This window comes from Clostridium aestuarii, from assembly GCF_026735135.1.
In the GTDB taxonomy this organism is placed as follows: domain Bacteria; phylum Bacillota; class Clostridia; order Clostridiales; family Clostridiaceae; genus Clostridium_H; species Clostridium_H aestuarii.
Genome location: NZ_JAPQER010000002.1, coordinates 555,266 through 580,391, shown reverse-complemented (window position 1 = coordinate 580,391; position 25,126 = coordinate 555,266). Strand labels below are relative to the sequence as shown.

The following is a 25,126-nucleotide window of genomic DNA, read 5'->3' as shown; positions in this document are numbered from 1 at the left end:
TTATACTTAAGTAAAATTTGATATAAATTGCAGGGGAACTTATATAGTTGAGAAGGTTAAAACCTAACCCTTAAAAACCTGTCAGTTAATACTGTCGTAGGGAGTTAAGCATGAATCTTGATTAGATAAAGGTGTTTTAATCTATACGATTGAAGCATTTTTTTAATGCTAATAAAATGGTAAATTTGAAATAGAAAACTTAATGTAAAGAAGAACATAACTTTTATGTGAATTTAGAAAAGCATAAAAAGGGGTACACCACCTTGGGTGTATTTACTTTTTATGCTTTTTTTTATTAATAAATAAAATAGGAGGAATAAAAAATGAATGCAAGTGTAGCAATTCAAGTATTACCAAAGGTGGAAGGGGAAGAACTGATTGGCATTGTTGATGAGGTTATTGCTTATATTAAGAGCACAGGCTTAAATATGTCCGTTGGTCCTTTTGAAACCACAATCGAAGGGGATTATGATGAACTCATGGATATTGTAAAGGAATGCCAAAAAATCTGTATAGATAAGGGAGCGCCAAGTGTAATGGCTTACGTTAAAATAAACTATAATCCCAAGGGTATATGGACAATTGAAAAGAAAATAAAAAAACATCATTTAGAAATAAAATAAGAAGTGAGGTCAAATAAAATGAAAAAAGAAATCTTTAAAAAACAGATATTTACAGCAGTTTTAGCAAGCATGGGATATATACTAAGTACCTTTGTATCTTTTCCAAGGATGGCACCATTTCAGCATTTTATTAATGTTATAGCAGCAGTTTTTTTAGGACCATTTTGGGGGTTTTCATGTGCATTAATGACTGGACTTATGAGAATGACGTTAAATGGTTGTACTATTTTGGCAGTCATAGGTGCTGTTGTGGGTGCATTTTTATCAGGTTTATTGTATAAAATATCCAATAAATTAATATTTGCAGTTGTTGGAGAAGTAATTGGAACAGGAGTCTTAAGTGCAATTATTGCATATCCATTTATGAGAATATTTTATGGCTTACCAGATATGTCCATATTTACATATGTTCCATTTTTCATTCCATCTTCTTTTATGGGAGCAGTATTAGGTTATGCATTATTAAAGACATTAGATAGATCTAACGTACTTTTAAGTTTAAAATCTCTTTTAGATAACTAAATTTTAGTGAAATAAAAAATAGGAGGAAATCAAAAATGTTTGAATCAATATTTCAAAATATAAGAAACAGTAAGCCTATCGTTCATTGTATAACAAACTTTGTTACAGTAAATGATTGTGCAAATATTATACTAGCTGGGGGAGGATCTCCTACCATGGCACATCACAAAGATGAGGTGGAAGAAATTACTCAAAATAGCCAAAGTCTTGTACTTAATATGGGAAATGTGCACGAAGTATCTTCCATGATTTTAGCAGGGGAAAAAAGCAATTCTTTGAAACATCCAGTAGTTTTAGATCCAGTAGGAATAGGAGCTTCAAAGCTAAGAAATGAAACATTTATAAATCTTTCTGAAAATATAAAGTTTTCTGTTATAAGAGGAAATATATCAGAAATTAAAGCAATAGCAAACGGAAAAGGTATTACAAAAGGAGTGGATGCCAATGAGAAAGATAAGGTTACAGAAGAAAATCTTAAAGAAACAGTGGAAATGGCAAAGATGATGAGCAAAAAATTGGGAAGCATTATTGCCATTTCAGGCTCCATAGATATTGTATCAGACAAAGAAAAAACATATATAATTCGAAATGGACATCCTATTATGGCAAAAATAACTGGAACAGGATGTATGTCTACGGCGCTAATAGGTACCTTTTGTGGAGCAAATAAAGATAATATCTTAGAAGCTACAGCATGTGCAGTAGCAACAATGGGAATAAGTGGAGATATAGCTTTTAAAAAAATGAAAATATTTGAAGGCGGTACTATGATGTTTCGTATGTTTTTAATTGATAGTATAAGCAATATGACTTTAGATATTATAAATGGAGGAATTAATATTGAGGAAATATAGATATGCTATCTTTGATATGGATGATATCCTAAATTTATTGAACCATATTTCACATGTTTAGAGAAAGAGTTAGGGATTGATAAGAAGATAGTATGAATTAATTAAAAGGAGCCAAGCTCCTTTTTTAGGTTACTAATTGATTTATAATATTTTCTTTAGTTTCTTGAATTTATTTTTATTAATGGTATGAACTCCATTTTTCCAACTACTAAGAGGGTTGGTCCTATTCTTAAAATTTTAGCTGTAGTTCGTAAACTTAAATCGTTTTTGTTTCTCTAGTTTTTAATGATATTAGGATAATCATATAATATAAGTTTAGAGTATTTATCATAGTTTTTTCAAAACCAATAAAATAGGGGTACTGATTCCTATATTTATGTAATATATAATATAATTGGGATATAATTTAAAGAAATTACGTTACTAGAATATAGTGTATAGTTTTATATCAAAATTTATAAAAAAACATTAGGTAGATGTAATTAATGAAGATAACATTGTTCTAATAGATAAAGTATTTATATTAGAAGATTTTAAAATATATTGTAATAAGGATTATTTAAATGATTTAATAGGGGGTATTATAATGGGAATGGGTTTTGATGAAGGCTTTTTTTGCGGTATGCCACCTTTTTTTATGTTGTTCTTTTTAATTGTAATGGGGATGATTATTTACGGCGTAGTAACTTCAGCTAATAGGTATCACAAAAATGCTACTTCGCCAATATTAACACAACATGGAAAAGTAATTACTAAACGTACTAGTGTAACTCATCACTGTAATAGTAATAATCATAGAAGTAGCAGTCATACTTATTATTATGTTACTTTTGAAACTGATGCAGGTCAGCGAATAGAGCTAACTATAAGTGGTAAAGAGTACGGTATGTTAGCAGAAGGTGATTGTGGAATGGTTACATATCAAGGTGAATGGTTTAAGCAATTTAAGAGAGAAGTGATTTAGATTTTTGTTATAAGTAAAAAAAGGTATAGAGGTGGAAAAATGAAAACTTTAATATTTTCATTAATAACACTAGTTGGTATTTTATTAATTTATATAGGATGTAAGAAGAATAATAATATTTCAAAAGTAATAGGTGTTATTTTTTTAATTCCAATGATATTGGTGGTTATAGGAAGTTTTGTTTAGCATATATTTATTGAATAATATAAAGAAAATTATATTTAAAATAAAAGCAACTGCTGGTTGACAAAATTGTTATGTTCGATTGGTAGAAGTGTAATAATTTTATTAGTATACTTGACTTAGAGGTGATTAAAATGAGCTTTCAAGAACAATTGCATAGATTGAGAAAAGAAAAAGGATTAACACAAGAAAAATTAGCAGAAATTATTGGAATATCAAGGCAAGCAGTTGCAAAATGGGAAGTTGGACAGTCATACCCTGATATTGCTAGATTAATTGCATTAAGTGATTTTTTTAAAGTAAGTATTGATAAATTGGTAAATGATTATGAAGAAAATTGCCGTTTACATATAGAAGAGAATAAGGAAGATTATATAAATGAAGATATAATACAATTTTTATGTACAGCAAAAAAATCTACATATGCAGATAAAGGTGCTGAGGTTGAATCGTTTAGACCTAATTCACATGATTTACAGTATATTGAAGGAAATTTAAGATATATTGATACCTATTTAGGCGGAGAACAATTTGCTGGAGAAGAGGCATTATGGAAGGACGATATTCCAATTTGGGGAATGAATTATAATGGGAGAATTATTGGAGAGGGTTTTTCAGGAAAATTTTTAAAAGAGGCATTAGCTTTAGTACCTAAAGAATATCCATATCGTGGTCCAATGGTATATCAAAATGGACAATACAAATATCATTGCATTGTTAATGGAGAATTTGAATGGTTTCAAGGGTATGAAGAAATTTTTTTGAATGATATCAAAGTATATGAATGTATTTTTAATGGCGGATGTATTAAATAATAAGTTATTATGAGGATGAATTGAAATTAAATATAATTATGAAAGTGAGATAGTGTACATGATTTTCAATAGAAATGATAAATGTTGGTGTGGTAGTGGTTTAAAATATAAAAAGTGTCACATGGATTTTTATGAAAAATTAAAAAAATTAAAGCAACAAGGATATGAAGTGCCAACAAGAAATATGATTAAGAATAAAGAGCAAATTGAGGGAATAAGGGAAAGTGCTAAAATTAACAATGGTCTTTTAGATGTTATTAGTGAGAATATTAGAGAAGGTATGAGTACAGAAGAAATAAATATATTAGCGCATGAATATACAGTATCTCATGGAGGAATACCAGCGGATCTTAATTATGATGGTTTTCCAAAGAGTATTTGTACATCAATTAACGATGAGGTGTGTCATGGGATACCCAGCAAAGATATAATTCTTAAAACTGGAGATATCATAAATGTTGATGCAACAACTATACTTAATGGATACTTCTCAGATGCATCAAGAATGTTTGAAATTGGTAATGTAAGTGAAGAAGCTAGAAAAATTGTTGAAGTAACTAAAGAATGTTTATATAAAGGAATAGAGACTATTAAACCTTGGAAGAGTTTTTTAGGAGACATAGCAGCAGCAGTGCAAGAGCATGCAGAAAGTAATGGATACTCTGTAGTTAGAGAGTTTGGAGGGCATGGAGTTGGACTTGCTATTCATGAAGATCCTTTTGTGTATCATTTTGGAAAAAGAGGAACAGGTATGATTTTAGTACCAGGAATGGTATTTACTATTGAACCTATGATAAATGGTGGAAGTCATGAAATATTTATAGATAGAGATAATGAGTGGACAGCATTTACAGCTGATGGGTCACTTTCAGCACAATGGGAACATACAATTCTTGTAACTGAAGATGGTATAGAGATAATATCGAAATAAAAAAAGATTGCATAGAGCTCAATAAACGTTTTCCTGATAAGCAAACGAGGAATTAGATAAGTTGGCTATGAATTTTGATGAGTAACTTCAAGAATTTGGAGAATGGTTTGTCAATATGAAAAGACTATGATAGTATATAAGTCTATAAGGAATTACCTATATATTTTTTGTGAATTTCAAGTTCGTAATTGCTATTCTTATGAAGTTGTAAAAGCGAAATTGAAAATAACTTTTATATATTAGAATTAACAATAACGAATGGAGGAAATGAAATTATGATGGATTTACCAAATTGTCCAAAATGTAATTCAGAATATACTTATGAAGATGGAAGTCTTTTTGTTTGCCCAGAATGTGCTCATGAGTGGAATTTAGAATTAGAAACTGAAAATAGTGAAGACAAAAAGATTATCAAAGATGCAAATGGAAATATCTTAAATGATGGTGATGCTGTAACAATAATCAAAGATCTTAAAGTAAAGGGAAGTTCATTAGTCATAAAAATAGGTACAAAAGTAAAAAATATACGTTTGGTTGATGGAGATCATGATATTGATTGCAAAATTGATGGATTTGGAGCTATGAAATTAAAATCTCAATTTGTTAAAAAGGTATAACTAAGTATAGATTGAGCTAGGCATTAAGCCTAGCTCTTTTATGTAGTTCAATTTTTCTAAACAGAAGCAAAAATAGTGTTAAGAAGAAATTCAAGATTATTTACATGAATGATAAATGTGGGTATGATATTATATTTAAAGATTTATAAAAAAGGAGAGAAGACTAAAGTGAGTAATGTTTTAGGAGAATATGTGATTAATAATGAAGATGCTAAGGTTATTATATTAAAAAATATAACAATAAAAATATTAGATAATGACTATACTTTTTATAAAGGAAATATTTATGATATGCATGGATATTATTATATAGTTGAAAATGATGAAATTGAATTATATTATACTATTAAAATTCAAGATAATGTTCCAATTTCAATATCAGGAAGGTATACATCACAATTATGTTATATATGCATAGATGATTGGTCTAGTGAAGGGGAGAAATGCCTAATAGGATTAATGAGTGAACCTTATAAAGATACAAAATTAGCTAGTATATTAGATGTAGAAGAAGAAATAAATGAAGATTGTATTAGCGAAGAAACACCACATAAAGATAGACAAATGTATGCTTGGAATGGTGAAAATGGTGGTATCATAGTGGTGAAAGAAGGAGCGTATATTTGGAGTGAAGAAAATAATAGGTATGTAGAATTGAATAAAGAGATGAGTTAAATAAATTGAATATATTTCAAGCTCTTTTAGAAGAAGACTATAATTGGAGGTATAAAATTGAAAGAGAATCTTAATAAAATCCTGAGAATAGTTTGTATAGGACTTATAATTACGATGATGCAACCATTTAATATGATTAAAGTTTTTGCAGAAGAACATACTAAAACTATGACTATACTGTTTACTCATGATATGCACGATCATTTTCTTCCTTTTAAGGTTAAACAAAATGAAAAAGTTTTGCAATTAGGAGGATATGCACGACTCCAAAGTGCTATAAATGAAGAAGAGAAAAAAAGTCCAAATTCAATATTAATTGATGCAGGGGATTTTTCTATGGGAACGCTTTTACAGTCTGTATATGCAAGTGATGCACCAGAGCTTAGATTATTAGGAAAAATGGGTTATGATGTGACAACTTTGGGAAATCATGAATTTGATTTTAGAGCTACAGGCTTGACTAAAAGTTTAAATGCTGCAATTAAAAGTGGAGACAAGTTACCACAAATTGTACAGGCTAATATGGAATTTCCAATAGACAAGAATGGAAATTTAACTAAAACACTTTCAGATTTGAAACAAGCTATGAAAGTGTATGGGGTAAAAGATTATACCGTAATAGAACGTAGTGGTATAAAAATAGGCGTTTTTGGTTTAATGGGAAAAGATGCAGCTTCTAATGCACCTATGTCGGAGGTTAAGTTTACTGATGCTGTTAAAAATGCGAAGAGAATGGTGCAAATATTAAAAGAAAAAGAGAAAGTAGACCTTATTATTTGTTTATCACATTCTGGTATAGATAAAGATAAGTCAAAATCTGAAGATGAAATATTAGCAAAAAAAGTTCCGGAAATTAATGTAATAATAAGTGGACATACTCACTCAAAGTTAAATAAACCTATTGTAGTTGGTAATACCATAATAGGTTCATGTGGAGAATATAGTGAGAACTTAGGTGTTATAAAAATTTCAAAAAACATAAAAAAAGGTTGGGAATTGGATAGCTATAATCTTAAGCAAATAGATTCTAGTTTAGAAGCGGATAAGAATATTTTTAATAGTATAAAAGATTTCAAAAACATAGTGCAGCAAAAATATCTAAATAATTTTGGAATGAAATTTGATGAAGTGTTAGCAAAAACAGATTTTAATTTTGTAGCTTCATCTCAAATAGGGAATAAACATGGAGAAGAACCCTTAGGTAATCTTATTAGTGATGCTTATATATATGCTGTAAAAAAAGCAGAAGGTCCAAATTATAATCCGATTTCAGTTGCTATTGTACCATCGGGTACAATAAGAGGTTCATTTGTAAAAGGGGATATAACTGTATCAGATGTGTTTACTGTAAGTTCGTTAGGAATAGGTAAAGATGGTATTACAGGTTATCCTCTGATTTCAGCTTATCTAACAGGTAAGGAATTAAAAACAGCTTGTGAAGTGGATGCATCTATTACTCCAATGATGAGTAATGCACAGCTTTATATGTCTGGTATTAGCTATACATTTAATCCGAATAGAATGATTTTTAATAGAGTTACAAATGCTATATTACAAAAACTAGATGGTACATATGAAGAGATAAATGATACAAAACTGTATCGTGTTGTTGTAGGTTTATATTCTGCTCAAATGCTTTCGATTGTAGGTGAAAAGTCTTTTGGACTTTTATCAATTGTTCCTAAAACTAAAGACGGTACATCTATTACTGATTTTGAAGCTCAGATTATTACTGACACTGTTAATGGACGCAATAAAGAAGTAAAAGAATGGAAAGCAATTGCTGAATATATTAAATCTTTTGATAAAGTGGAAGGAATTTCAAATGTTCCGCAATATTATAATAAAGTTCAAGGCAGAAAAATTGTTAATAAAGATAAAAGTATACATGCTTTATTTAGCCACCCCAACAATATTGCATTAGGGGTTTATGCTATTGTTACAATCTTTGGTAGTGTAGTTGCTTTTGTAGTTGTAATGATTGTAAAACATAAAAAGAAGCTAAAAAAGAAAGAAAAAAAATCTTTTTTTTAGATATTAAGATAAAAATACATTTTAAATGGTTTTTGTATAACAAAATTTATAATTATTGACAAATGAGAATTAAGTTACTAAAATGTAATTATAAGTAAGCATAGAAAGAAGGATGTAAAATGAAAAAACATATTAAAAAAATTGTTATTTGTGGGTTAATAGGTGTTAATCTAGCTTTTGGAGCAGTTAATGTGGCTACAGCGGATACAGGAGTTATGCAAAGATTAGAAAAAATAGTTACTAGAATGGAGAAGGCTTCAGCTAATATGCCTGCGCATTTTCAAAAATCAACTTTAGTTGATATTAAAAATGTAAAAATGATTGATGGTGAATATGGTGGAAAAGAAATAGTTGGTAAAATAACTAATGCTACTGGTGTGGATTTAGATTCAGTAACATTAGAATATGAAACTTTGGATAAAGATGGAAATGTATTAAAATATAATACAGATGTTTATACGCAAAAAATTAAAAATGGTGGAACAATAGATTTTAAAGGTGATGTTATGAATGCTGAAAAAGTAGCAAGCTTTAAATTAAAGTCAGTAAAAATAGAAGCAGATAATATTAAATAAAACTTCTAATAGACTATAGATAAATTGGAGTTTGGTTTTTTGAAAATTAGTATATGTATATAATAATTTTTATGGTTCAATTAGGTATAGTTGTGAATATTATAGAGTATGGTAATAAATATTAAAAAACAAGAGTAATCTAAAAAGCATATATGGTTATTCTTGTTTTTTGATTTTAGCTTAGCGTATTATATAACAAATAAGAACAGTTAAGTTTCAGAGTGAAAAAAGTCCTTACTGCCTTTTTTTATCTCTAGGACTCAAAAATCTAGGTCTCTTTTTAGACAAAGTAATATCACTTAAAATGTAATCCTTCAGATCTTTAATACTTAATGGAGCAATAGGGCTAGCGTATGGTACTCCCATACTTGTAGTTGAAACTAAATTAATTGCGATAAAAGTCATTCCTATGGTAAATCCAAATAAACCCAATGTACCACTTATAAAAATTAGCATAAATTTTAGTATACGCACAGGATGCATAATTGTGTAATCAGGAGTTACAAACGAAGTCATTGTAGACAAAGATATAATAATGACTGTAAGAGGACTAACAAGACCAGCAGTTACTGCTGCCTGACCAATAACAATAGTACCAACAATACCTATAGCAGCACCAATTTGCTTCGGGAGTCTTATGCTGGCTTCTCTTAGTATTTCTGATACTATTTCCATAAGTGTAATTTCTAATAATGCATTAACCGGAACGGGGGCTCTTGAGGTAGCTAAAATTAAAATGTACTGTTCTGGAAGAATATCAGGATGAAAACCAACTATTGTAACATATAACGCGGATAGTGTTAGTGAGGTCATAAAAGTAAATATTCTTAAAGATTTTGAAAGTATTGCCAAAAATATATTATCATAATGGTCATCACCAGAATCTAAAAATTCAAAAAAGGTTTGAGGTAGAATTAATGCTAAATTACTACCTTCAACAATAATACAAACTTTTCCTTTTAATATACATGCACATGCTGCATCAGATCTTTCAACAATACCAACCTGAGGAAATATATCGAAAGTATTATTTTTTATAAATTTTTGAATATAGCCTGATTCAATAATACCATCTATGCTTATATTGTTCAGTTTTTTTTTGACTTCGTTAACATATTTGGGATTTGTAACATCAGTAAGATATACTACTGCAACATTAGTTTTGGTTCTTTTACCAATGGTAAAATTATCAATTGCAAGTGAGGAATCTTTTATTCTATAGCGTATTAAGGATAAATTTGTTTCAAAATTTTCAGTAAAGGAATCTCTAGGACTTTTTAATGCATTCTGAATTTGTGGAGATTCTATACTCCTTTTAGCTATTTTTAAAGTATTTGCAATTATATATTCTTCAGCATTAGATGTAACAATAATTGATTTTCCTTTTAAAATATAATCTATAACTTTATTTTCATCATTGTCTATAGAAATATCATCTATATAAATTATAGAATTAGCAATTAAATCTATATCATCAATTGACTTATTATATTGTAATATAGGTTTTATGATATCGTTAGAGAGTCTTTCTTTGTCTGTAAGTTGTGATATATATATAATGTAGACTTCAGTGTTCATACTGAGTATTTTTCTTATTGATATTCCTGAATTAATTTTTTTAATTTCGTTTATTTTATATATTAGGTTACTTTTATATCTCATTTTATCACCACGCTATATTTACTCTTTCTTTTCAGCATTAGGATCGGATAAATTTTGATTTATAATTTTAGTATTAACACTAACATTAATTTCTGCTTTAGGATATTCTTCTGACCATTTTATTTGTTTATAAACTGTGGAATTATCAGCTCTAAAATATCTTGCAAATCCTAAAATATCACATTCATAATCTTCTTGTGTTCGCTCTAAAATATTTTCAATATCCTTTTTTACTTTATTTGATATCATAGTCTCCAATTGTTTTATATCTCCGCTGCTTATGGGTTCTATAAAATATTGATATCGTAATCTGGCATTTAAATCTAAACTTATATTTATTACTATTTTTTTATTTACATATTTTGTTTTGATTTTTCTGTTTTTAATAGATGTTTTAAAAGAAATCTTATTTTCTTCATTCTTAGGACTAGTCATAACTTCAGTTAATAAAGGATTTTTTGCTAAAAGATAGAGTAGTCCATCACTATCTTTAATGTCGATTGTTCCCACTAATTTTGAATCCTTCATAACAGCAAGTCCTAAGTATTTTATATCTCTTTTGTCTATGCCTATATAAGGTAGAACATAACCTACTTCATTTAGTGCTATATCTGAAAGCATCTCTCCAATAGTTTTATATAGAGCAGAACCATTTTTAGCCAAGAAATTCACAGTGTTTTCTATTAAAAATCCTACAGATAGATCATTTTCTATACTAGTTGCAAATATTTGATTTGGTGGTTCTCTACTTACTACAGCAAGAAGAGTTTTTCTATAATCATATGTTTTGTTTATTCTGTTTAAATAGGGTTCTATACCTTCTTGTGCTAAATTTGAACCAAAAACAACTACTCTTGTTGCTCCCAAAAACGTTGGGTGAGGACGTCTTCTATTAAAATCTATTCTAGCTTCTTCAAAGGTTTTTCCATAAGACAAATCTGTGTAGACGTTTGTTCCTTGAGGAGAACCACCTCTTTCACCCATTTCAGGCAAAAGTTTAGCTACTTCTCCAGAAAACTCAATATTATCTTTTACTTTGTCTACTCCAATAGAGATGACTATACTTCTTTTGTCAATGTCTAGGTAATCCCAACAACCTGTTAAAAATACGGAAAATAATATTAAGATTATAAGTAATTTATGATATCTTTTTATCATATTTCTTCACCTTTGTAATAATTAGTAATGTTATGGGTATTATTATTGCACAAAAAAGTCCTAAATAGCTAATATATTCGAGTGCTTTTTCTATTTCTTCAAAAGTTTTAGGAAATTGAGATACAATAAAAGCTGCTGTTATTATAATAAATGTAAGAATATTAAATTGAATATTGGAATGTTTACTTATATAGAAAACAGTCCCATATGCATATATGATAATTGTACAAAATACAGACATAATCCATATGGTTAAAACGATACCATCAACTCTTCTAAGAAATTGAAGGTATGGAATAGAGATTCTTCTTAATGTAGCTATTAAGGAATCTTTATAATGTATAATATCATCTACGCCCATCACTGATATGCATGATTCTACTACAATTATATATATAATTCCTACAAATATAATTGCTGAAATTGCATATCTAAATACTTTTTTAGTGTTTTTTTCATGAATAGGTACAAAAGTAAGTACTTCCATTCCTAAAAAGGGGAATAAGGTTTTGCCAAGAGATTTAAAATACATTTCAATATCTCCATTTCTAAAAAAAGGCCTTAGGTTAATTAAAGTTCCTTGTGTAAAAACAAGAAAATGTATAATAAGAGCACTAAAAATTATGATAATACCATACAATTCACAAATTCTTGCAATATTTCTTAGACCCTTTATTACAGCATAATATGTAACTAAAAAGAAAAGTAAACATATTACATACACAGGTGTCTTTATAAGTATAGTAAGTCTAATTATCTCACTGGATATTCTAGTAATCATAGCGAAAATTAAAAAAAAATATATAATGTATATGAATATAAATATAGATGTAACAGTTTTACCTACTAATATTTGACTATAATCATAAAGTGTTTTATTCTTATGCACATATCCAATATACACGATTATATATGTAATAATACTTGCTATTAATGTAGAAATTGTTAAGGAAATCCATCCACCACTTCCAGCAGCTTCAGCAACAGTTTTAGCAATATTCACAACACCATAACCCACAATTACACCAAAGATAAGAAAGAAAATTTGTCTACTCGTGAGAGATTCATTCATGTATATACCTCCTATAGTATATAAAACTAGTATGTTCATTATTTTATAAATTATACCTAAAATGGTATTTATAAAAATTTATATGAAATAAATCAAAGCTCTGAAAAGCATACAATATACTTTTCAGAGCTTTTAGTATTTACAGGTTTATTTACTATATCAATTTTTATCATACAAAGTTAATAAATTACTATATATAATTTTATAATCTTTTACTAGATGACTTCCATCAATGATTTCAATAGAATAAGGCTTAGGAAGGGAATTAATATAATCAATAGCTTTTGAAGAAATTATACCACTAGTTATAATGATTCCATTTGAAATTCCATTGTACTCCATTGAACCTATGAGTTGACGAGCGATTTCTAAATTAAGAATATGTTTGATATCGTATGAATGCGGAGATATTTTACATTTAACACAATATGTTTCTTTTCCTTTTTTACATATAATATTTTTTCTATTATTAACGTTCAGTGAATCCATATTGATATAAGTATATCCTTGTTTAGATAAATATGCAGTACACCATTGTTCGAATTCTTTAGGAGTTAAATTATTTAAATCCTTTATGTTAATTTTACATTCTTTTAATCGTTCAATATCATTATATTCTCTATGATAAATGATAAATGCTTTTATTAATTTAAAGACAGTTATTGTAAATAATAATATAATTACTATTAATAAAATATTATTTATAAAATCAGTTATATTATATATTAGTTGGTAAAGATAGTTAGTCATATTTAGATTTACCTCCAGCTATTGAGTAAGTATTTGTTGGCTAGAAAGTTTCATAACAATCTTTTCTCTGATTTGCCATGAAAAACTAGATAAGAGAGTACCATCTATAAGCTCAACATTATATTTTGGGGGGAGATTTTGTACATGTTTTTTAGTTTCAGAAGTAAAGTTACCATTAGTTATTATCATTCCATGAGTTATTTTATCGTGTACCATGACACCAATAAATTCCTCAATATATGATTGACCTATTGATTCATAATTATCACCAATATTATTTTCATTTTTACAATTAGCTTTAAAGCAGTTGATATGTATTTTTGAATTATTACTGTCTTTGCATGTAAGAGTTAATCCGTTAGTTGTTGGTTTTGAAATATTAGTAATATCTTTGAAATTTCTATTTTCCAAAAAATATTTACAATAATTTTCAAATTCACTATTAGTTAAATTTGATAAAAAGTATTTGGAAACCAATCCATATTTCAGTCTGTCAGAATTAAAACTTTTTTTGATTTTATGTACTGAAGGTATTAAATATTTATTTATAATTTTTAATATAAATATAACAAATAAATATAAAATTAGTTTTATGTAAAGATTCATCATATCACTCCTTATTTATTCTTGATATTTAAATTCTATACATAAATATAAAATATATACAATGGATTATTAATTGAGGAAATTGTATAATTGAAAATTATAAACTTTAATTTTCATAATACAAAAAAGATAATATTATGTTAAATTAGTAATATTACCCTAAATTATACATATAATTGTAAATGTGATAGGCATTATATGATGTTTAAAAGGGAGGACTGAGTGTTAATATGAAAGATAAAACTAGAATGAAATTAGCTGATATTTTAGCTTCAAAAGGATTATCCATGAATTATCAGTCGGGAGGGAAAGCTCCAGAAAAAATGATTGATAGAGAAGTAAAAAAAGAACCAACTCCTAGGGCAAAAAAACTTAGAGAACTTTTCTATAATACATTGTCTACAGCTAATACAGAATTTCCTTATTGGTACAACCGTAGATGGGATGAGTTAGATGGAGAGGTTACAGTAATTAGAAGAGCAGAGGCGCTTAAATGTGCATTTTCACATTCAACACCTAACATAATTCCAGGTGAAAAACTTGTTATGCAAAAAACTAGTAGCTTTAGAGGATCTTTTCCAATGCCTTGGCTTTCTGAAAGCTTTTTTGTAGCAAAGGAAGATGAACTTTACAAAGAGGCATTAAAAAGAGGTAGTGCAAGTTCAGGAGAGTTAAGTGCATTTGGTGGCGGTGGTGGAAATGTTACTCAAAGTTTTGATAATGTAGTTTCTATAGCTGGCAAGTTTGGTATGAGAAAAGAAGAAATTCCTGTGCTTTTAAAACTTGCAAAACGATGGGTGGGAAAATCAGTAGAGGATTTAGGTCATAAGTATGAGCAAATGGTTGATGGATACGATTTAAAAGAGAATGCAATGAGAAGTTTGATTTGTATGTTTGATTCAGGATTTACACTTCCACAAGGTAGAGAGGTTATAAATTATTATTATCCATTACAATATGGGTTTGATGAAATAAAAGAAAGGGCAGAACAACGCAAAATTGAAGTTGCAGGTAAAGCAGATGGTGATGGACTAGTTGGTATGGAAAGGTTATATTTTTATGAAGCAGTAAAAATTGTAATTGAAGGACTTCAAAACTGGATTTTAAATTATGCTAAATTAGCTAGAAAATTAGCTAGTACCACAAAAGATGAAAACCAAAGAAAAGAGTACGTGGAGATAACTCAATGTCTTGAATGGATAGCTCATAAACAACCACGAACTTTTAGAGAAGCATTACAATTGACATATACATTACATATAGCTGCTATTAATGAAGATGCTATATCTGGAATGTCAATTGGAAGATTAGGACAAATTTTATATCCTTGGTTTGAACAAGATATGAAAGTTGGACGTATAACAGAAAAAGAAGTTCTTGAATTATTAGAACTATACAGAGTTAAGATTACTGCCATCGATTGTTTTGCTTGTGCAGGAGTTGTAGGAGGGGTTCTTTCAGGAAATACATTCAATAATTTAAGTCTTGGAGGTTTAACGGAAGATGGACAATCTGCTACTAATGATTTAGAAATGCTTATAGTTGAGGCAGGCATTACTTGCGCTACTCCTCAACCAACATTATCCGTTCTTTATGATGAAAAACTACCTGATAAATTCCTTTTGAAATGTGCAGAATGTGATAAAACTGGTTCAGGATATCCAGCATGGATGAATAATAGAGTTGCTATTGATTTCTTAATGAAACAATATGGTCCTGAAGGAATGAATATTGATGAAGCTAGAGCTTTTGCAATAGGTGGATGTTTAGAAACTTCTCCATGTTGTTGGAAAAAACTAAATTTAAATGATAAAGAATATTTAATTCCAGGTGGAGCTGGTCAACCTACAAGTGTAGGTGTGCATTTCATGGCAAATCCTAAGATATTAGAACTAGTTTTAACAAATGGTAAAGATTATAGAACAGGTATGCAAGTAGTTCCACCTCATAATAAGAAACTTAGAACCTATGAAGAATTATGGGGGGCATTTAAACAGTATTATGAAATATTAGTTGATGCAGTTGCAAAGGCAAATAATATTCAACATGATATATGGCGTAAACATAATATGGGTATAGTAAATTCTATGTTAAAACCTGACTGCCTTGATAAAGGATTGCATATAGGAAATATGGGATACAGATATAATGCAACGTTTAATGTAGAAAGCTGTGGTACTATTAACATGGTCAATTCATTAGCTTCACTTAAAAAGTTAATATATGATGAGAAAAAATATACTTTAAAACAAATGGTAGATGCTATTATCAATAATTTTGGGTTTATGACATCTGAAGAGGTTGGAAGCTATTCTTTAGTTGATCAAGAAAAACGTAATAATTCTAGTAAATATGATGAGATTTATGGAGCCTGTTTAGGAGCACCTAAATATGGCAATGACGATAAATATGTAGATAATATATTAAAACAATATGAAGAATGGTTCTCTAAAATGTCACGTAAAGTTGAATCATTATATGGTAAAAATATGTATCCATGTCAAATTTCCGTTTCAACTCATGGAGCACAAGGAAGAGCAACACTTGCAACAGCAGATGGAAGATTAACAGGAACAACTTATTCAGATGCATCTATGTCTGCGTATCCAGGGACAGATAAAAATGGACCATATGCTTTGTTTGAATCAGCAACAGTTTGGGATCATAGTTTATCACAAAATTCTCAGATGAATTTAAAGATTCATCCAAGTGCACTAAAAGGTGTTCAAGGTACAAAAAATCTTCTTGAATTAACACGTGCATATATGAGGAAAGGCGGATTCCATATTCAATATAACATTGTAGATTCTAAGGTATTAAGAGTTGCTCAAGAAAAACCTGATGAGTATAGAGATCTCATGGTAAGAGTTGCAGGGTTTACTCAGTATTGGTGCGAAATTGGAAAACCAATACAAGATGAAGTGATTTCAAGAACAGAATATGAAGGAGTGTGATTTTAATGGAAATAAAGAATTTAAAGCATAGTGATTGTTTCAATTTTTCACGTATAGATGCAGCTAAAGGAATATGTAGGGTGTCAGGAAATCTGATTCCAATTGATAGCAAGGTGTGTTCCAATTTCAAGAAGGCTGCAAAATGTAAATTTTGCAAAAATTTCAAAGAAGCTAATAAAGATGGTATAGGAGTATGTGTAGGATTAGAAAAAGAAGCATGGTGTCATGAAGAATTAGATGCTGTAACTTGTGAAGGATATCACGAAAAATAATAAAGTATTACAACAAGAAAAGGCGCAATAAAATATATTGCGCCTTAATAATATATTAAATAATATTTACAAAGGGGATGGAGTTAGTGGATGAAAAAAAAGCAAAGCATTTAGGTCATATGGTTGTTTTGGCATCATGGTTAGCTGTATTTTGTCTATTTGGATATCGATCAACATTTTCTGTTTTGCAAGGTCCTATGTCTAAATCTTTAGGATGGAGTGCTTCTAAACTAACACTAGGTTACTCTTTAATGATGACCGTATATGCAGTAACGGCATTCTTTAGTGGTATGATTATTGATAAATGGGGAACTAAACCTGCTTATGCTATAGGTTCTGTATGTGCAGCACTAGGGTTTTTAATAACTAGTTATGCGCATAGCTATATGGGATATTTAATTCCTTATGTAGTATTTGCGGGAATTGGAACAGGAATGTTATGGGTATCTTCTACAGTATCTGTCCGTAAGTGGTATGTAGGAAAATCTTATGCTACTATGTGGGGTATTGCATTTATGGGAGCACCAGTTGCTCAAGTTGTTTTGAGTCTTGGAGCTAAAGCTGTACTTTTAACTTTAGATTGGAGAATTGCAATGAGAGGACTTTCAGTGGTAGTATTTATAGCACTTGTTATCGCTTCAATAGTTGCAAAGAAAAACCCTAATGATTATGGTTTTGAAGCTTTTGGAAGTGATTCTATACAAATCAAATCAAATGATGAGCATATTTGGAGTGTTAAAGAAGCATTTAGAACAGCTCCAATTTGGGGTGCTATTATTGCATTTTTAACTAGTATGGTTGCAGAATTTTTAGTTTGGACTCAAGTTGTAAAATTTTGGACAACAGATTGTAAGCTTTCATTAAGTACTGCTACAAATCTTTATGTAATTATAGGTATCGTAGGAATATTTACTATGCCTGTAATGGGAATTGTTTCAGATAAAGTAGTTAAAAAACTAAATAATGAAATAAAAGCTAGAAAAATTATGCTGATATTTGCCCCAGCAGTAGGACTACTTGCATGTGCATTATTATTAAATACTAGCAAATCTTTAGCTGTTGGTGTTATTGCGTGTGTATGTTTTGCAATATATTGGGCTATTGAGCCAGGTGGAGTCGCAGGATATGCAGGAGCAATTTATGGTAACAAATCTTTGGGAAAAATTTGGGGATTAGCAACACTTATAGTAATGGGCATAGGACCAGCTCTTGGAAGTTATATGGGGGCACACTTATATGATATATCAGGAAGTTATTTTAAATCAATGATATTTGCTGCAAGTTCATTTACAGTTTCAATTATTGCAGCAGGTTTATTACCACAATATTCAAAAAAATAATATAATTTTTAGTTGTAATGTTTAAAAAATAAGAAAAGATTTATAGTTATTTTTAACAAATCTTTTCTTATTTGGAATATTGTTAGGAGGATTAGGATGAGAGACTTAGATGTAAAAGGGTTACTATTTGATATACAAAGCTTTTCTGTACATGATGGACCAGGATGTAGAACTACAGTTTTTATGAATGGATGTCCTTTAAAATGTGAATGGTGTGCTAATCCGGAAAGCTGGAAGGGTAGACCACAGATTATGTTTGCTAAAACAAAATGTAAATATGACAAAGGGTGCTCACTTTGTATAAATGCATGTCCACACAATGCTATTAGTTTGAGTGATGACGGTGTGTTATTACTAAATTGGAAGTTATGTGATAAGTGTACCACTTTTGATTGTGCAAAGGTATGTTCCTATGAGGCATTAAAAGTGTGTGGGAAATGGTATACAGTTGAAGAACTCATTAAAATACTTAATAGAGATAGTCATTCTTGGAGCAAAGAAGGAGGCGTTACTTTTAGTGGAGGAGAAGTGTTTTATCAAAAAGATTTTCTTATGGCAGCATTAAGAGAATGTAAAAAAAATTATATTCATACTGTTATTGAGACAAGTGCTTTTGTAGATACAGATACTTTCATGAAAGTAATGCAGTATATAGATTTTGCTTTTATAGATATTAAACATATGGATAGAGAAAAGCATAAACAAAAAACGGGAGTTTATAATGATTTAATATTGAAAAATATTGAAACTTTAGCTAAATCAGATTGGAGCGGAAGAATTGTTTTAAGAATGCCAGTTATAAAGGAATTTAACGATTCAGATGAAAATATTATAAAAATAACAGAGTTTATGAAAAAAGTAGGATTATTTGAAATAAATATATTGCCTTTCCATAGAATGGGTGACTCTAAGTGGAGTCAATTAGGTAGAAAATATCCTTATAGTAAAGAAAAACCAACCTCTCAGAAAAAACTAGATCATATTCAAGAAATTTTTTTAGATAGCCAAATTGCATGCTATACAGGATCAGAAACTCCATTTTAGAGGAGAATAAAACTTTGCTTTCTATTTAAATACATTTCTAAATATTAAGTTGATATTTAGAAGTGTATTTTTTATTTTAATTATTATACAATCTTAATTTTAATATTCTGATATACTATAATTAAAATTAGTTAAATAAAGATTAATGCACACAGGTATTATATAAGGAGTGAATTACTTATGAAAAAGAAAATTGCAGTTGTGACTTTGTCTTCTGCTGTTGCAGCCTTTTACTGTAAACAATTACAAGAATTATTTGGAGAACACATGATTGTTGAAAAATATTCTTTAGATAATAATAGTATTAAAGGAACAATTGATACAGATATAGTAGTGATATCAACAGATTCTATTTATGGAACTGTGAAGAAATATATAAAAGATGATTGTGAAATAATTATAACCAGCATAACTTTATCTAAAATAGGACTTGAGAAAATAACGGAAATACCTAAAGATAAAAAAGTCATGCTTGTAAATTTAAGTTTAGAGATGGCAGTAGAAACTATATCTCTAATTTATCAATTGGGAGTAAACCATGTAGAATTTATACCTGTTTATCCTAGAATAGACGAAATACCAGATTTGGATATTGCAATAACACCAGGTGAATCTAGATATGTACCTAAAAATGTAAAACAAGTCATAGATATAGGACATAGAGTATTAGATATAAATACTATCATAGATATTGCTGTAAAGCTCGATTTAGATGATTTACTAAAAAAACATAAAATACAAAGATATTTTAAAAGTATTGTAACTAATAGATATGGTGTAGAAAAATTAATGAGATTGACTAATAGACTTGAAAGCCAATTTAGTATTTTACTTCAAGGTTTGGAAGAGGGAATAATAGGGGTGGATTTAGAAGGAATAGTATATTTTTACAATGAAAGTGCTGAAAGCATAATAGGATTAAAAAAGGAAGAGGTACTAGGAAAGCACGTTAAAGAATTAATTCCGCAGTTACCTTTTGAACAGGTTTTATATAAATCAAAATCTATCAAACAAAAGTTGGTAAAAATTAATGGTTGTGCAATATCTGTCAATGTTGATCCTATAACTAGTGATAGAAATCTTTATGGTGCAGCTGCAATAATTAAAAGATTTAGTGATGCGGAAAAAGAACAGCATAAACTTAGATCACAGCTTTTAGGAAAAGGACATATAGCAAAATATTCCTTTCAAGATATAATAGGGGAAAGTGAAGTTATGAATAAAGTAAAAGATATTGCAAAAAGAATGGCTAAATCAGATTCTTCTATATTAATTAGAGGAGAAACAGGAACAGGAAAGGAATTATTTGCTCAAGCAATTCATAATAGTTCAAATAGAAAAGAGTATCAATTTGTAGCGGTAAACTGTGCGGCATTACCTGAAAGTTTGCTTGAAAGTGAGCTTTTTGGATATGAAGAAGGAGCTTTTACAGGTGCTAGAAAAGGTGGAAAATTGGGTCTTTTTGAATTAGCTCATATGGGAACTCTGTTTCTTGATGAAATAGGAGAGATGGAATTAAGTTTACAAGCAAGGTTGTTAAGAGCCATTCAAGAAAGAGAAGTAATGAGAATCGGTGGTGATAGAGTAATTCATGTAGATGTTAGAATAATTGCTGCAACAAATAGAAATTTAAAAGAGTTAGTTAATAAAGGTGATTTTAGACAAGATTTGTATTTTAGGTTAAATGTTTTGCCATTGAATCTTATTCCATTAAGAGAAAGAAAAGAAGATATTTTATTGCTAGTGGATGAGATAAAAAAAGAACTTAATATAGATTTTAAATTATCTAATCAAGCTACTAATGCTTTTTTGAAATATAGATGGGAAGGAAATGTAAGAGAACTGAGAAATTATATTGAATATCTTGCACATCTTGAGAAAAAAGAGATAGATGTAGAGGAGCTTCCTTTTAATTGTGAGTGTATTAATTATATAGATAATATAAGTTCTTTGAGTGATTTTGAAGAAAATACTTTGAAAAGATTTAAGATGAATGTTGGAAATAAAATCGAAAAATACATATTTATTTTAAAAAATTTAGAAGAAAGTTATAAAAATAAATTAAGAATAGGTAGAAGAAGTCTTGCTGATAATGCTAAGCTAAAAGGAGTTTTCTTATCGGAACAAGAAATTAGAACAATATTAAATGAGCTACAAAGTTATGGAATGGTTTCAATATCAAGAGGAAGAGGTGGAACAGAAATAACAGAATTTGGTCTAAAAGTAGTGAAAAATTTGTAATATGTAAATCATGAATTATAAGGTACTTAGAAATAATATTGAAAAATCCTTACGTTATTATACGTTGGGATTTTTTATTTAGTAAAAGATATTATAATTATAGCCAAAAGGGTTTAAAGGGTTTAAATGGGTTATATTTAACCTATTAATTATGAGAAAATATGTACAAATTGTGACGAAACAGTGGCTTTTGTGTAAAAATAAAATTGGCACAGTATTTGCTTTAAATAATAACAAAACGTTTTCAAGTTTTAGATTTTCACAACACGTATAAATATGAAGTGTGTGGGAGGTGAATTATTAATAATAAATAATATGTTTGTGAAAGCTACATTATTTATCAAAAAATTACATTTATTATGGAGGCTTAAAATGAAATACGATTTTGATAAGGTTATAAATAGAATTGGTACAAATACAGCAAAATGGGATGAGGTTGAAATGAAGTTTGGCACAAAAGATGTTTTACCTATGTGGGTTGCCGATATGGATTTCAGAATAGCACAACCTATTATTGATGCACTTAAGGAAAGAGCAGAACATGGTATATTTGGATATACAAAAATGTCTGATAGTTATAAAGAAGCTGTATGTAGTTGGATGGAAAAACGTCATGAATGGAAAATAGAAAAAGATTGGGTAATTCACAGTCCAGGTGTTGTTCCGGCATTAAGCATAATTGTAAAAGAATTTACTAAACCAGGAGATAAAATAATTATACAAACACCAGTATATTATCCGTTCTTCGATGTAGTAAGAGATAATAATAGAGAATTAATTTGTAATTCAGTAAAATTTGAAAATGAAAAATATGTTATGGATTATGAAGATTTAGAAAGTAAAATTGATGAAAACGTTAAGATGATGATTCTTTGTAGTCCGCATAATCCTATAGGAAGAGTTTGGTCAAAGGAAGAGTTGGTTAAACTTGGAGAAATATGTATGAAACATAATATTATGGTTGTTAGTGATGAAATTCATGCGGACCTTGTATACAAAGGACATAAACATATTCCTTTTGCATCTATATCTGAAGAATTTGCACAAAACTCAATAACTTGTTTTGCACCAAGTAAAACATTTAATATAGCTGGTTTACAATCTGCATTGCTTTCAATACCTAATAAAGAATACTATGATAAATTTAGTTTAGCATTAGGAGCACTAGATATTCGCAGAGATAACTGTTTTGGAGCAGTAGCTACTGAAACTGCTTATACTGAGGGAGAAGAATGGCTTGAACAGTTACTAGATTATCTTGAAGGAAATTTAGAGTTTTTAACTGAATATTGTGAGGAAAGAATCCCTAAAATAAAAGTAAATAAAACAGAAGGAACATATCTTGTTTGGTTAGATTGTCACGAACTAGGTATGAGTAAAGAAGAATTAGGTGATTTTATGATTAAAGAAGCTAAAGTTGCTTTGGATCATGGATATTGGTTTGGACCAGAAGGTGAAGGGTTTGCAAGAATCAATATTGCTTGTCCAAGAGCGACATTAGAAGAAGGATTAAAGAGAATAGAGAATGCTGTTAATCGTTTATAATCACATATTTACATTAGAAATAAAGAATCAAAGATATGATTATTGTGAAAAAATATTTAAATATAATAAAGCTAGCTACTTATACTGAGTTTAGTAAACTAAACCCAGTATAGTAACTAAATTATTAAGCACTTTTAATTACAAATGATTTTTATATTTTAGTAAATAGGTATATATATTTAGGAGGTATTAATTATGGAATTTGGAATAATGAGTTTATTACCACCAGTGTTAGCAATTATTTTAGCAGTTATTACTAGACAAGTTTTCTTATCTCTTTTTGCTGGTATTATGGTCGGTGAATTAATTATTAAAGGGTGGGTATTTTTCCCTTCACTGACTTCTTCTCTTAGTAGAATTATAGATGTATTTGCAGAAGGATGGGTTACTAAGACGGTGTTATTTTCACTATTAGTAGGTTCTATAATAACACTTGTTCAAGTATCAGGTGGAGTTGAAGGCTTTGTAGACTATTTAACAGAAAAAAATAAGATAATTAAAAATAAGAAAGCAGCTCAACTTTTAGCATTTTTTATAGGGGTTGTTGTTTTCATAGAATCATCAATAACTATTCTTACTTCAGGAACTGTAGCAAGACCATTAACAGACAAATTTAAGGTATCTAGAGAAAAACTTGCATATATATGTGATTCTACATCAGCTCCAATTTGTTCTTTGATACCGCTTAATGCTTGGGGAGCTACATTAATGGGATTAATTGCAGTTCAAGTGTCAAATGGTGTGATTTCAGGAAATCCTACTTCAATACTTATAAAAAGTATTCCTTTTAACTTTTATTCAATAATAGCTGTTTTAGCGGTACCTTTCTATATACTTACAGGTAAAGATTGGGGTCCAATGAAAAAAGCAGAAGAAAGAGTTATGACAACAGGAAAATTAATGAGGGATGGAGCAATGCCTGTTGTAGATATAGAAGCTACAGAAGTAGAAACTAAAAAAGGCGTTAAGGCTAGTGCAAAAAATATGCTTTTACCATTAGCTGTTCTTATTGGTATGATGCCTATAGGTTTGTATATTACTGGAGATGGTAGTATATTTAATGGATCGGGATCAACTTCAGTATTTTGGGCTGTATTAGCATCTTTAACTTTTGCAGCAATATATTATAGAGCACAGAATATAATGAAATTAGATGAATTTATGGGATACGTTTACAAAGGCATAGGATCAATGATTTCAGTTGTTATAATCTTAATATGCTCTATTGCAATAGGAAATGTTATTGGAGATTTAGGAACAGGATCGTATATGGCTGGTTTAGTAAAAGGAAATATACATGGTGCATATGGACCTGCACTTATTTTCTTAATGGGAGCTGTTATTGCATTTTCTACTGGTACTAGTTGGGGAACATTTGCACTTATGATGCCTATAGGTATTCAGATGGCAGTTGCAATGGATGCTAATTTGTATATAGCGGTAGGAGCAGTAATCTCAGGGGCTATTATGGGTGATCACTGTTCACCAATATCTGATACAACAATTCTTTCATCTATGGCTGCAGCGACGGATCATATTGATCACGTAAAAACTCAAGTCCCTTATGCTTTATTAAATGCAGCAGTTGCATTTGTATTATATCTTGTTGCAGGATTTGTATTTTAATAGTTGAATGTAATTTTTAGGTTAATCAAATTATAGATTTAAAATTATGTATTATAAGGGATT

Annotated in this window: 23 protein-coding genes and 1 riboswitch; of the genes, 18 read left to right on the top strand and 5 right to left on the bottom strand. The window is 29.2% G+C overall.

Features of this window, described 5'->3' with window-relative positions:
• Positions 1-21: 21 nt before the first annotated feature.
• Positions 22-120, top strand: a riboswitch (TPP riboswitch).
• A 203-nt stretch (positions 121-323) separates the two neighbouring features.
• The 11 genes from OW763_RS06980 to OW763_RS06930 all read left to right on the top strand — a co-directional run bounded on the left by OW763_RS06980 (position 324) and on the right by OW763_RS06930 (position 8,793).
• On the top strand, positions 324-623 hold the full coding sequence (locus OW763_RS06980; protein ID WP_268040366.1) for a thiamine-binding protein: 300 nt from the start codon (positions 324-326) through the stop codon (positions 621-623).
• A gap of 18 nt (positions 624-641) precedes the next feature.
• Positions 642-1,145: an energy coupling factor transporter S component ThiW gene (thiW, locus tag OW763_RS06975; protein ID WP_268040365.1), complete on the top strand. Its 504-nt coding sequence runs from the start codon at positions 642-644 to the stop codon at positions 1,143-1,145.
• 35 nt (positions 1,146-1,180) lie between these two features.
• Entirely contained in the window at positions 1,181-1,999 is an 819-nt protein-coding gene (gene thiM / locus OW763_RS06970) for a hydroxyethylthiazole kinase (RefSeq protein ID WP_268040364.1), read from the top strand.
• 586 nt (positions 2,000-2,585) lie between these two features.
• Positions 2,586-2,963, top strand: a complete 378-nt coding sequence (locus tag OW763_RS06965) for a DUF2500 domain-containing protein (protein ID WP_268040363.1) — start codon at positions 2,586-2,588, stop codon at positions 2,961-2,963.
• Between the two features lie 39 nt (positions 2,964-3,002).
• Positions 3,003-3,149 carry a hypothetical protein gene (locus OW763_RS06960; protein ID WP_268040362.1) on the top strand — a complete coding sequence of 49 codons (147 nt, stop codon included), beginning with the start codon at positions 3,003-3,005 and terminating at the stop codon, positions 3,147-3,149.
• Positions 3,150-3,280: 131 nt separating this feature from the next.
• Positions 3,281-3,961, top strand: a complete 681-nt coding sequence (locus OW763_RS06955; protein WP_268040361.1) for a DUF5680 domain-containing protein — start codon at positions 3,281-3,283, stop codon at positions 3,959-3,961.
• Positions 3,962-4,019: 58 nt separating this feature from the next.
• A complete protein-coding gene (locus OW763_RS06950) occupies positions 4,020-4,892 on the top strand; it encodes a methionyl aminopeptidase (RefSeq protein WP_268040360.1) in 873 nt (290 codons plus the stop codon).
• A gap of 275 nt (positions 4,893-5,167) precedes the next feature.
• Positions 5,168-5,509, top strand: coding sequence for a zinc ribbon domain-containing protein YjdM (locus OW763_RS06945; RefSeq protein ID WP_268040359.1), 342 nt, complete (start codon positions 5,168-5,170; stop codon positions 5,507-5,509).
• A 168-nt stretch (positions 5,510-5,677) separates the two neighbouring features.
• Positions 5,678-6,184 (top strand): hypothetical protein, encoded by a 507-nt coding sequence (locus OW763_RS06940; protein ID WP_268040358.1) that lies wholly within the window; start codon positions 5,678-5,680, stop codon positions 6,182-6,184.
• 57 nt (positions 6,185-6,241) lie between these two features.
• The gene (locus tag OW763_RS06935; protein ID WP_268040357.1) at positions 6,242-8,218 is read left to right on the top strand and encodes a bifunctional metallophosphatase/5'-nucleotidase; all 1,977 of its coding nucleotides are present in this window, start codon (positions 6,242-6,244) and stop codon (positions 8,216-8,218) included.
• Between the two features lie 119 nt (positions 8,219-8,337).
• Positions 8,338-8,793 (top strand): FxLYD domain-containing protein, encoded by a 456-nt coding sequence (locus tag OW763_RS06930; protein WP_268040356.1) that lies wholly within the window; start codon positions 8,338-8,340, stop codon positions 8,791-8,793.
• 234 nt (positions 8,794-9,027) lie between these two features.
• Here OW763_RS06930 and OW763_RS06925 read toward each other — a convergent pair whose 3' ends face one another.
• From OW763_RS06925 to OW763_RS06905, 5 genes are all read right to left on the bottom strand, one after another.
• Complete coding sequence (locus tag OW763_RS06925; RefSeq protein WP_268040355.1) at positions 9,028-10,455, bottom strand: spore germination protein; 1,428 nt, start codon at positions 10,453-10,455, stop codon at positions 9,028-9,030.
• An 18-nt stretch (positions 10,456-10,473) separates the two neighbouring features.
• Positions 10,474-11,613 carry a Ger(x)C family spore germination protein gene (locus OW763_RS06920; RefSeq protein WP_268040354.1) on the bottom strand — a complete coding sequence of 380 codons (1,140 nt, stop codon included), beginning with the start codon at positions 11,611-11,613 and terminating at the stop codon, positions 10,474-10,476.
• Positions 11,594-12,685, bottom strand: a complete 1,092-nt coding sequence (locus OW763_RS06915; protein ID WP_268040353.1) for a GerAB/ArcD/ProY family transporter — start codon at positions 12,683-12,685, stop codon at positions 11,594-11,596. The genes OW763_RS06920 and OW763_RS06915 overlap by 20 nt, the downstream gene beginning before the upstream one ends.
• Positions 12,686-12,844: 159 nt before the next feature.
• Positions 12,845-13,435 carry a restriction endonuclease gene (locus tag OW763_RS06910; protein WP_268040352.1) on the bottom strand — a complete coding sequence of 197 codons (591 nt, stop codon included), beginning with the start codon at positions 13,433-13,435 and terminating at the stop codon, positions 12,845-12,847.
• An 18-nt stretch (positions 13,436-13,453) separates the two neighbouring features.
• Complete coding sequence (locus tag OW763_RS06905; RefSeq protein ID WP_268040351.1) at positions 13,454-14,041, bottom strand: restriction endonuclease; 588 nt, start codon at positions 14,039-14,041, stop codon at positions 13,454-13,456.
• Positions 14,042-14,271: 230 nt separating this feature from the next.
• Between OW763_RS06905 and hpdB the strand changes: the two genes are divergently transcribed.
• The 7 genes from hpdB to OW763_RS06870 all read left to right on the top strand — a co-directional run bounded on the left by hpdB (position 14,272) and on the right by OW763_RS06870 (position 25,063).
• Positions 14,272-16,995, top strand: a complete 2,724-nt coding sequence (gene hpdB / locus OW763_RS06900; RefSeq protein WP_268040350.1) for a 4-hydroxyphenylacetate decarboxylase large subunit — start codon at positions 14,272-14,274, stop codon at positions 16,993-16,995.
• 5 nt (positions 16,996-17,000) lie between these two features.
• A complete protein-coding gene (hpdC, locus tag OW763_RS06895) occupies positions 17,001-17,267 on the top strand; it encodes a 4-hydroxyphenylacetate decarboxylase small subunit (protein WP_268040349.1) in 267 nt (88 codons plus the stop codon).
• Between the two features lie 86 nt (positions 17,268-17,353).
• Positions 17,354-18,607: an MFS transporter gene (locus OW763_RS06890; protein ID WP_268040348.1), complete on the top strand. Its 1,254-nt coding sequence runs from the start codon at positions 17,354-17,356 to the stop codon at positions 18,605-18,607.
• Positions 18,608-18,703: 96 nt separating this feature from the next.
• Entirely contained in the window at positions 18,704-19,651 is a 948-nt protein-coding gene (gene hpdA / locus OW763_RS06885) for a 4-hydroxyphenylacetate decarboxylase activase (protein WP_268040347.1), read from the top strand.
• Positions 19,652-19,831: 180 nt separating this feature from the next.
• The gene (locus OW763_RS06880; RefSeq protein ID WP_268040346.1) at positions 19,832-21,892 is read left to right on the top strand and encodes a sigma-54 interaction domain-containing protein; all 2,061 of its coding nucleotides are present in this window, start codon (positions 19,832-19,834) and stop codon (positions 21,890-21,892) included.
• Positions 21,893-22,264: 372 nt separating this feature from the next.
• Positions 22,265-23,437 (top strand): MalY/PatB family protein, encoded by a 1,173-nt coding sequence (locus OW763_RS06875; protein ID WP_268040345.1) that lies wholly within the window; start codon positions 22,265-22,267, stop codon positions 23,435-23,437.
• Positions 23,438-23,632: 195 nt separating this feature from the next.
• Positions 23,633-25,063: a Na+/H+ antiporter NhaC family protein gene (locus tag OW763_RS06870; protein ID WP_268040344.1), complete on the top strand. Its 1,431-nt coding sequence runs from the start codon at positions 23,633-23,635 to the stop codon at positions 25,061-25,063.
• The last annotated feature ends 63 nt before the right edge of the window (positions 25,064-25,126 follow it).

Coding starts and splice junctions, on each gene's coding strand:
- OW763_RS06980 (WP_268040366.1), top strand. CDS start 324: ATGAATGCAAGTGTAGCAATTCAAGTATTACCAAAGGTGGAAGGGGAA.
- thiW (WP_268040365.1), top strand. CDS start 642: ATGAAAAAAGAAATCTTTAAAAAACAGATATTTACAGCAGTTTTAGCA.
- thiM (WP_268040364.1), top strand. CDS start 1,181: ATGTTTGAATCAATATTTCAAAATATAAGAAACAGTAAGCCTATCGTT.
- OW763_RS06965 (WP_268040363.1), top strand. CDS start 2,586: ATGGGAATGGGTTTTGATGAAGGCTTTTTTTGCGGTATGCCACCTTTT.
- OW763_RS06960 (WP_268040362.1), top strand. CDS start 3,003: ATGAAAACTTTAATATTTTCATTAATAACACTAGTTGGTATTTTATTA.
- OW763_RS06955 (WP_268040361.1), top strand. CDS start 3,281: ATGAGCTTTCAAGAACAATTGCATAGATTGAGAAAAGAAAAAGGATTA.
- OW763_RS06950 (WP_268040360.1), top strand. CDS start 4,020: ATGATTTTCAATAGAAATGATAAATGTTGGTGTGGTAGTGGTTTAAAA.
- OW763_RS06945 (WP_268040359.1), top strand. CDS start 5,168: ATGATGGATTTACCAAATTGTCCAAAATGTAATTCAGAATATACTTAT.
- OW763_RS06930 (WP_268040356.1), top strand. CDS start 8,338: ATGAAAAAACATATTAAAAAAATTGTTATTTGTGGGTTAATAGGTGTT.
- OW763_RS06925 (WP_268040355.1), bottom strand. CDS start 10,455: ATGAGATATAAAAGTAACCTAATATATAAAATAAACGAAATTAAAAAA.
- OW763_RS06920 (WP_268040354.1), bottom strand. CDS start 11,613: ATGATAAAAAGATATCATAAATTACTTATAATCTTAATATTATTTTCC.
- OW763_RS06915 (WP_268040353.1), bottom strand. CDS start 12,685: ATGAATGAATCTCTCACGAGTAGACAAATTTTCTTTCTTATCTTTGGT.
- OW763_RS06910 (WP_268040352.1), bottom strand. CDS start 13,435: ATGACTAACTATCTTTACCAACTAATATATAATATAACTGATTTTATA.
- OW763_RS06905 (WP_268040351.1), bottom strand. CDS start 14,041: ATGAATCTTTACATAAAACTAATTTTATATTTATTTGTTATATTTATA.
- hpdB (WP_268040350.1), top strand. CDS start 14,272: ATGAAAGATAAAACTAGAATGAAATTAGCTGATATTTTAGCTTCAAAA.
- hpdC (WP_268040349.1), top strand. CDS start 17,001: ATGGAAATAAAGAATTTAAAGCATAGTGATTGTTTCAATTTTTCACGT.
- hpdA (WP_268040347.1), top strand. CDS start 18,704: ATGAGAGACTTAGATGTAAAAGGGTTACTATTTGATATACAAAGCTTT.
- OW763_RS06880 (WP_268040346.1), top strand. CDS start 19,832: ATGAAAAAGAAAATTGCAGTTGTGACTTTGTCTTCTGCTGTTGCAGCC.
- OW763_RS06875 (WP_268040345.1), top strand. CDS start 22,265: ATGAAATACGATTTTGATAAGGTTATAAATAGAATTGGTACAAATACA.
- OW763_RS06870 (WP_268040344.1), top strand. CDS start 23,633: ATGGAATTTGGAATAATGAGTTTATTACCACCAGTGTTAGCAATTATT.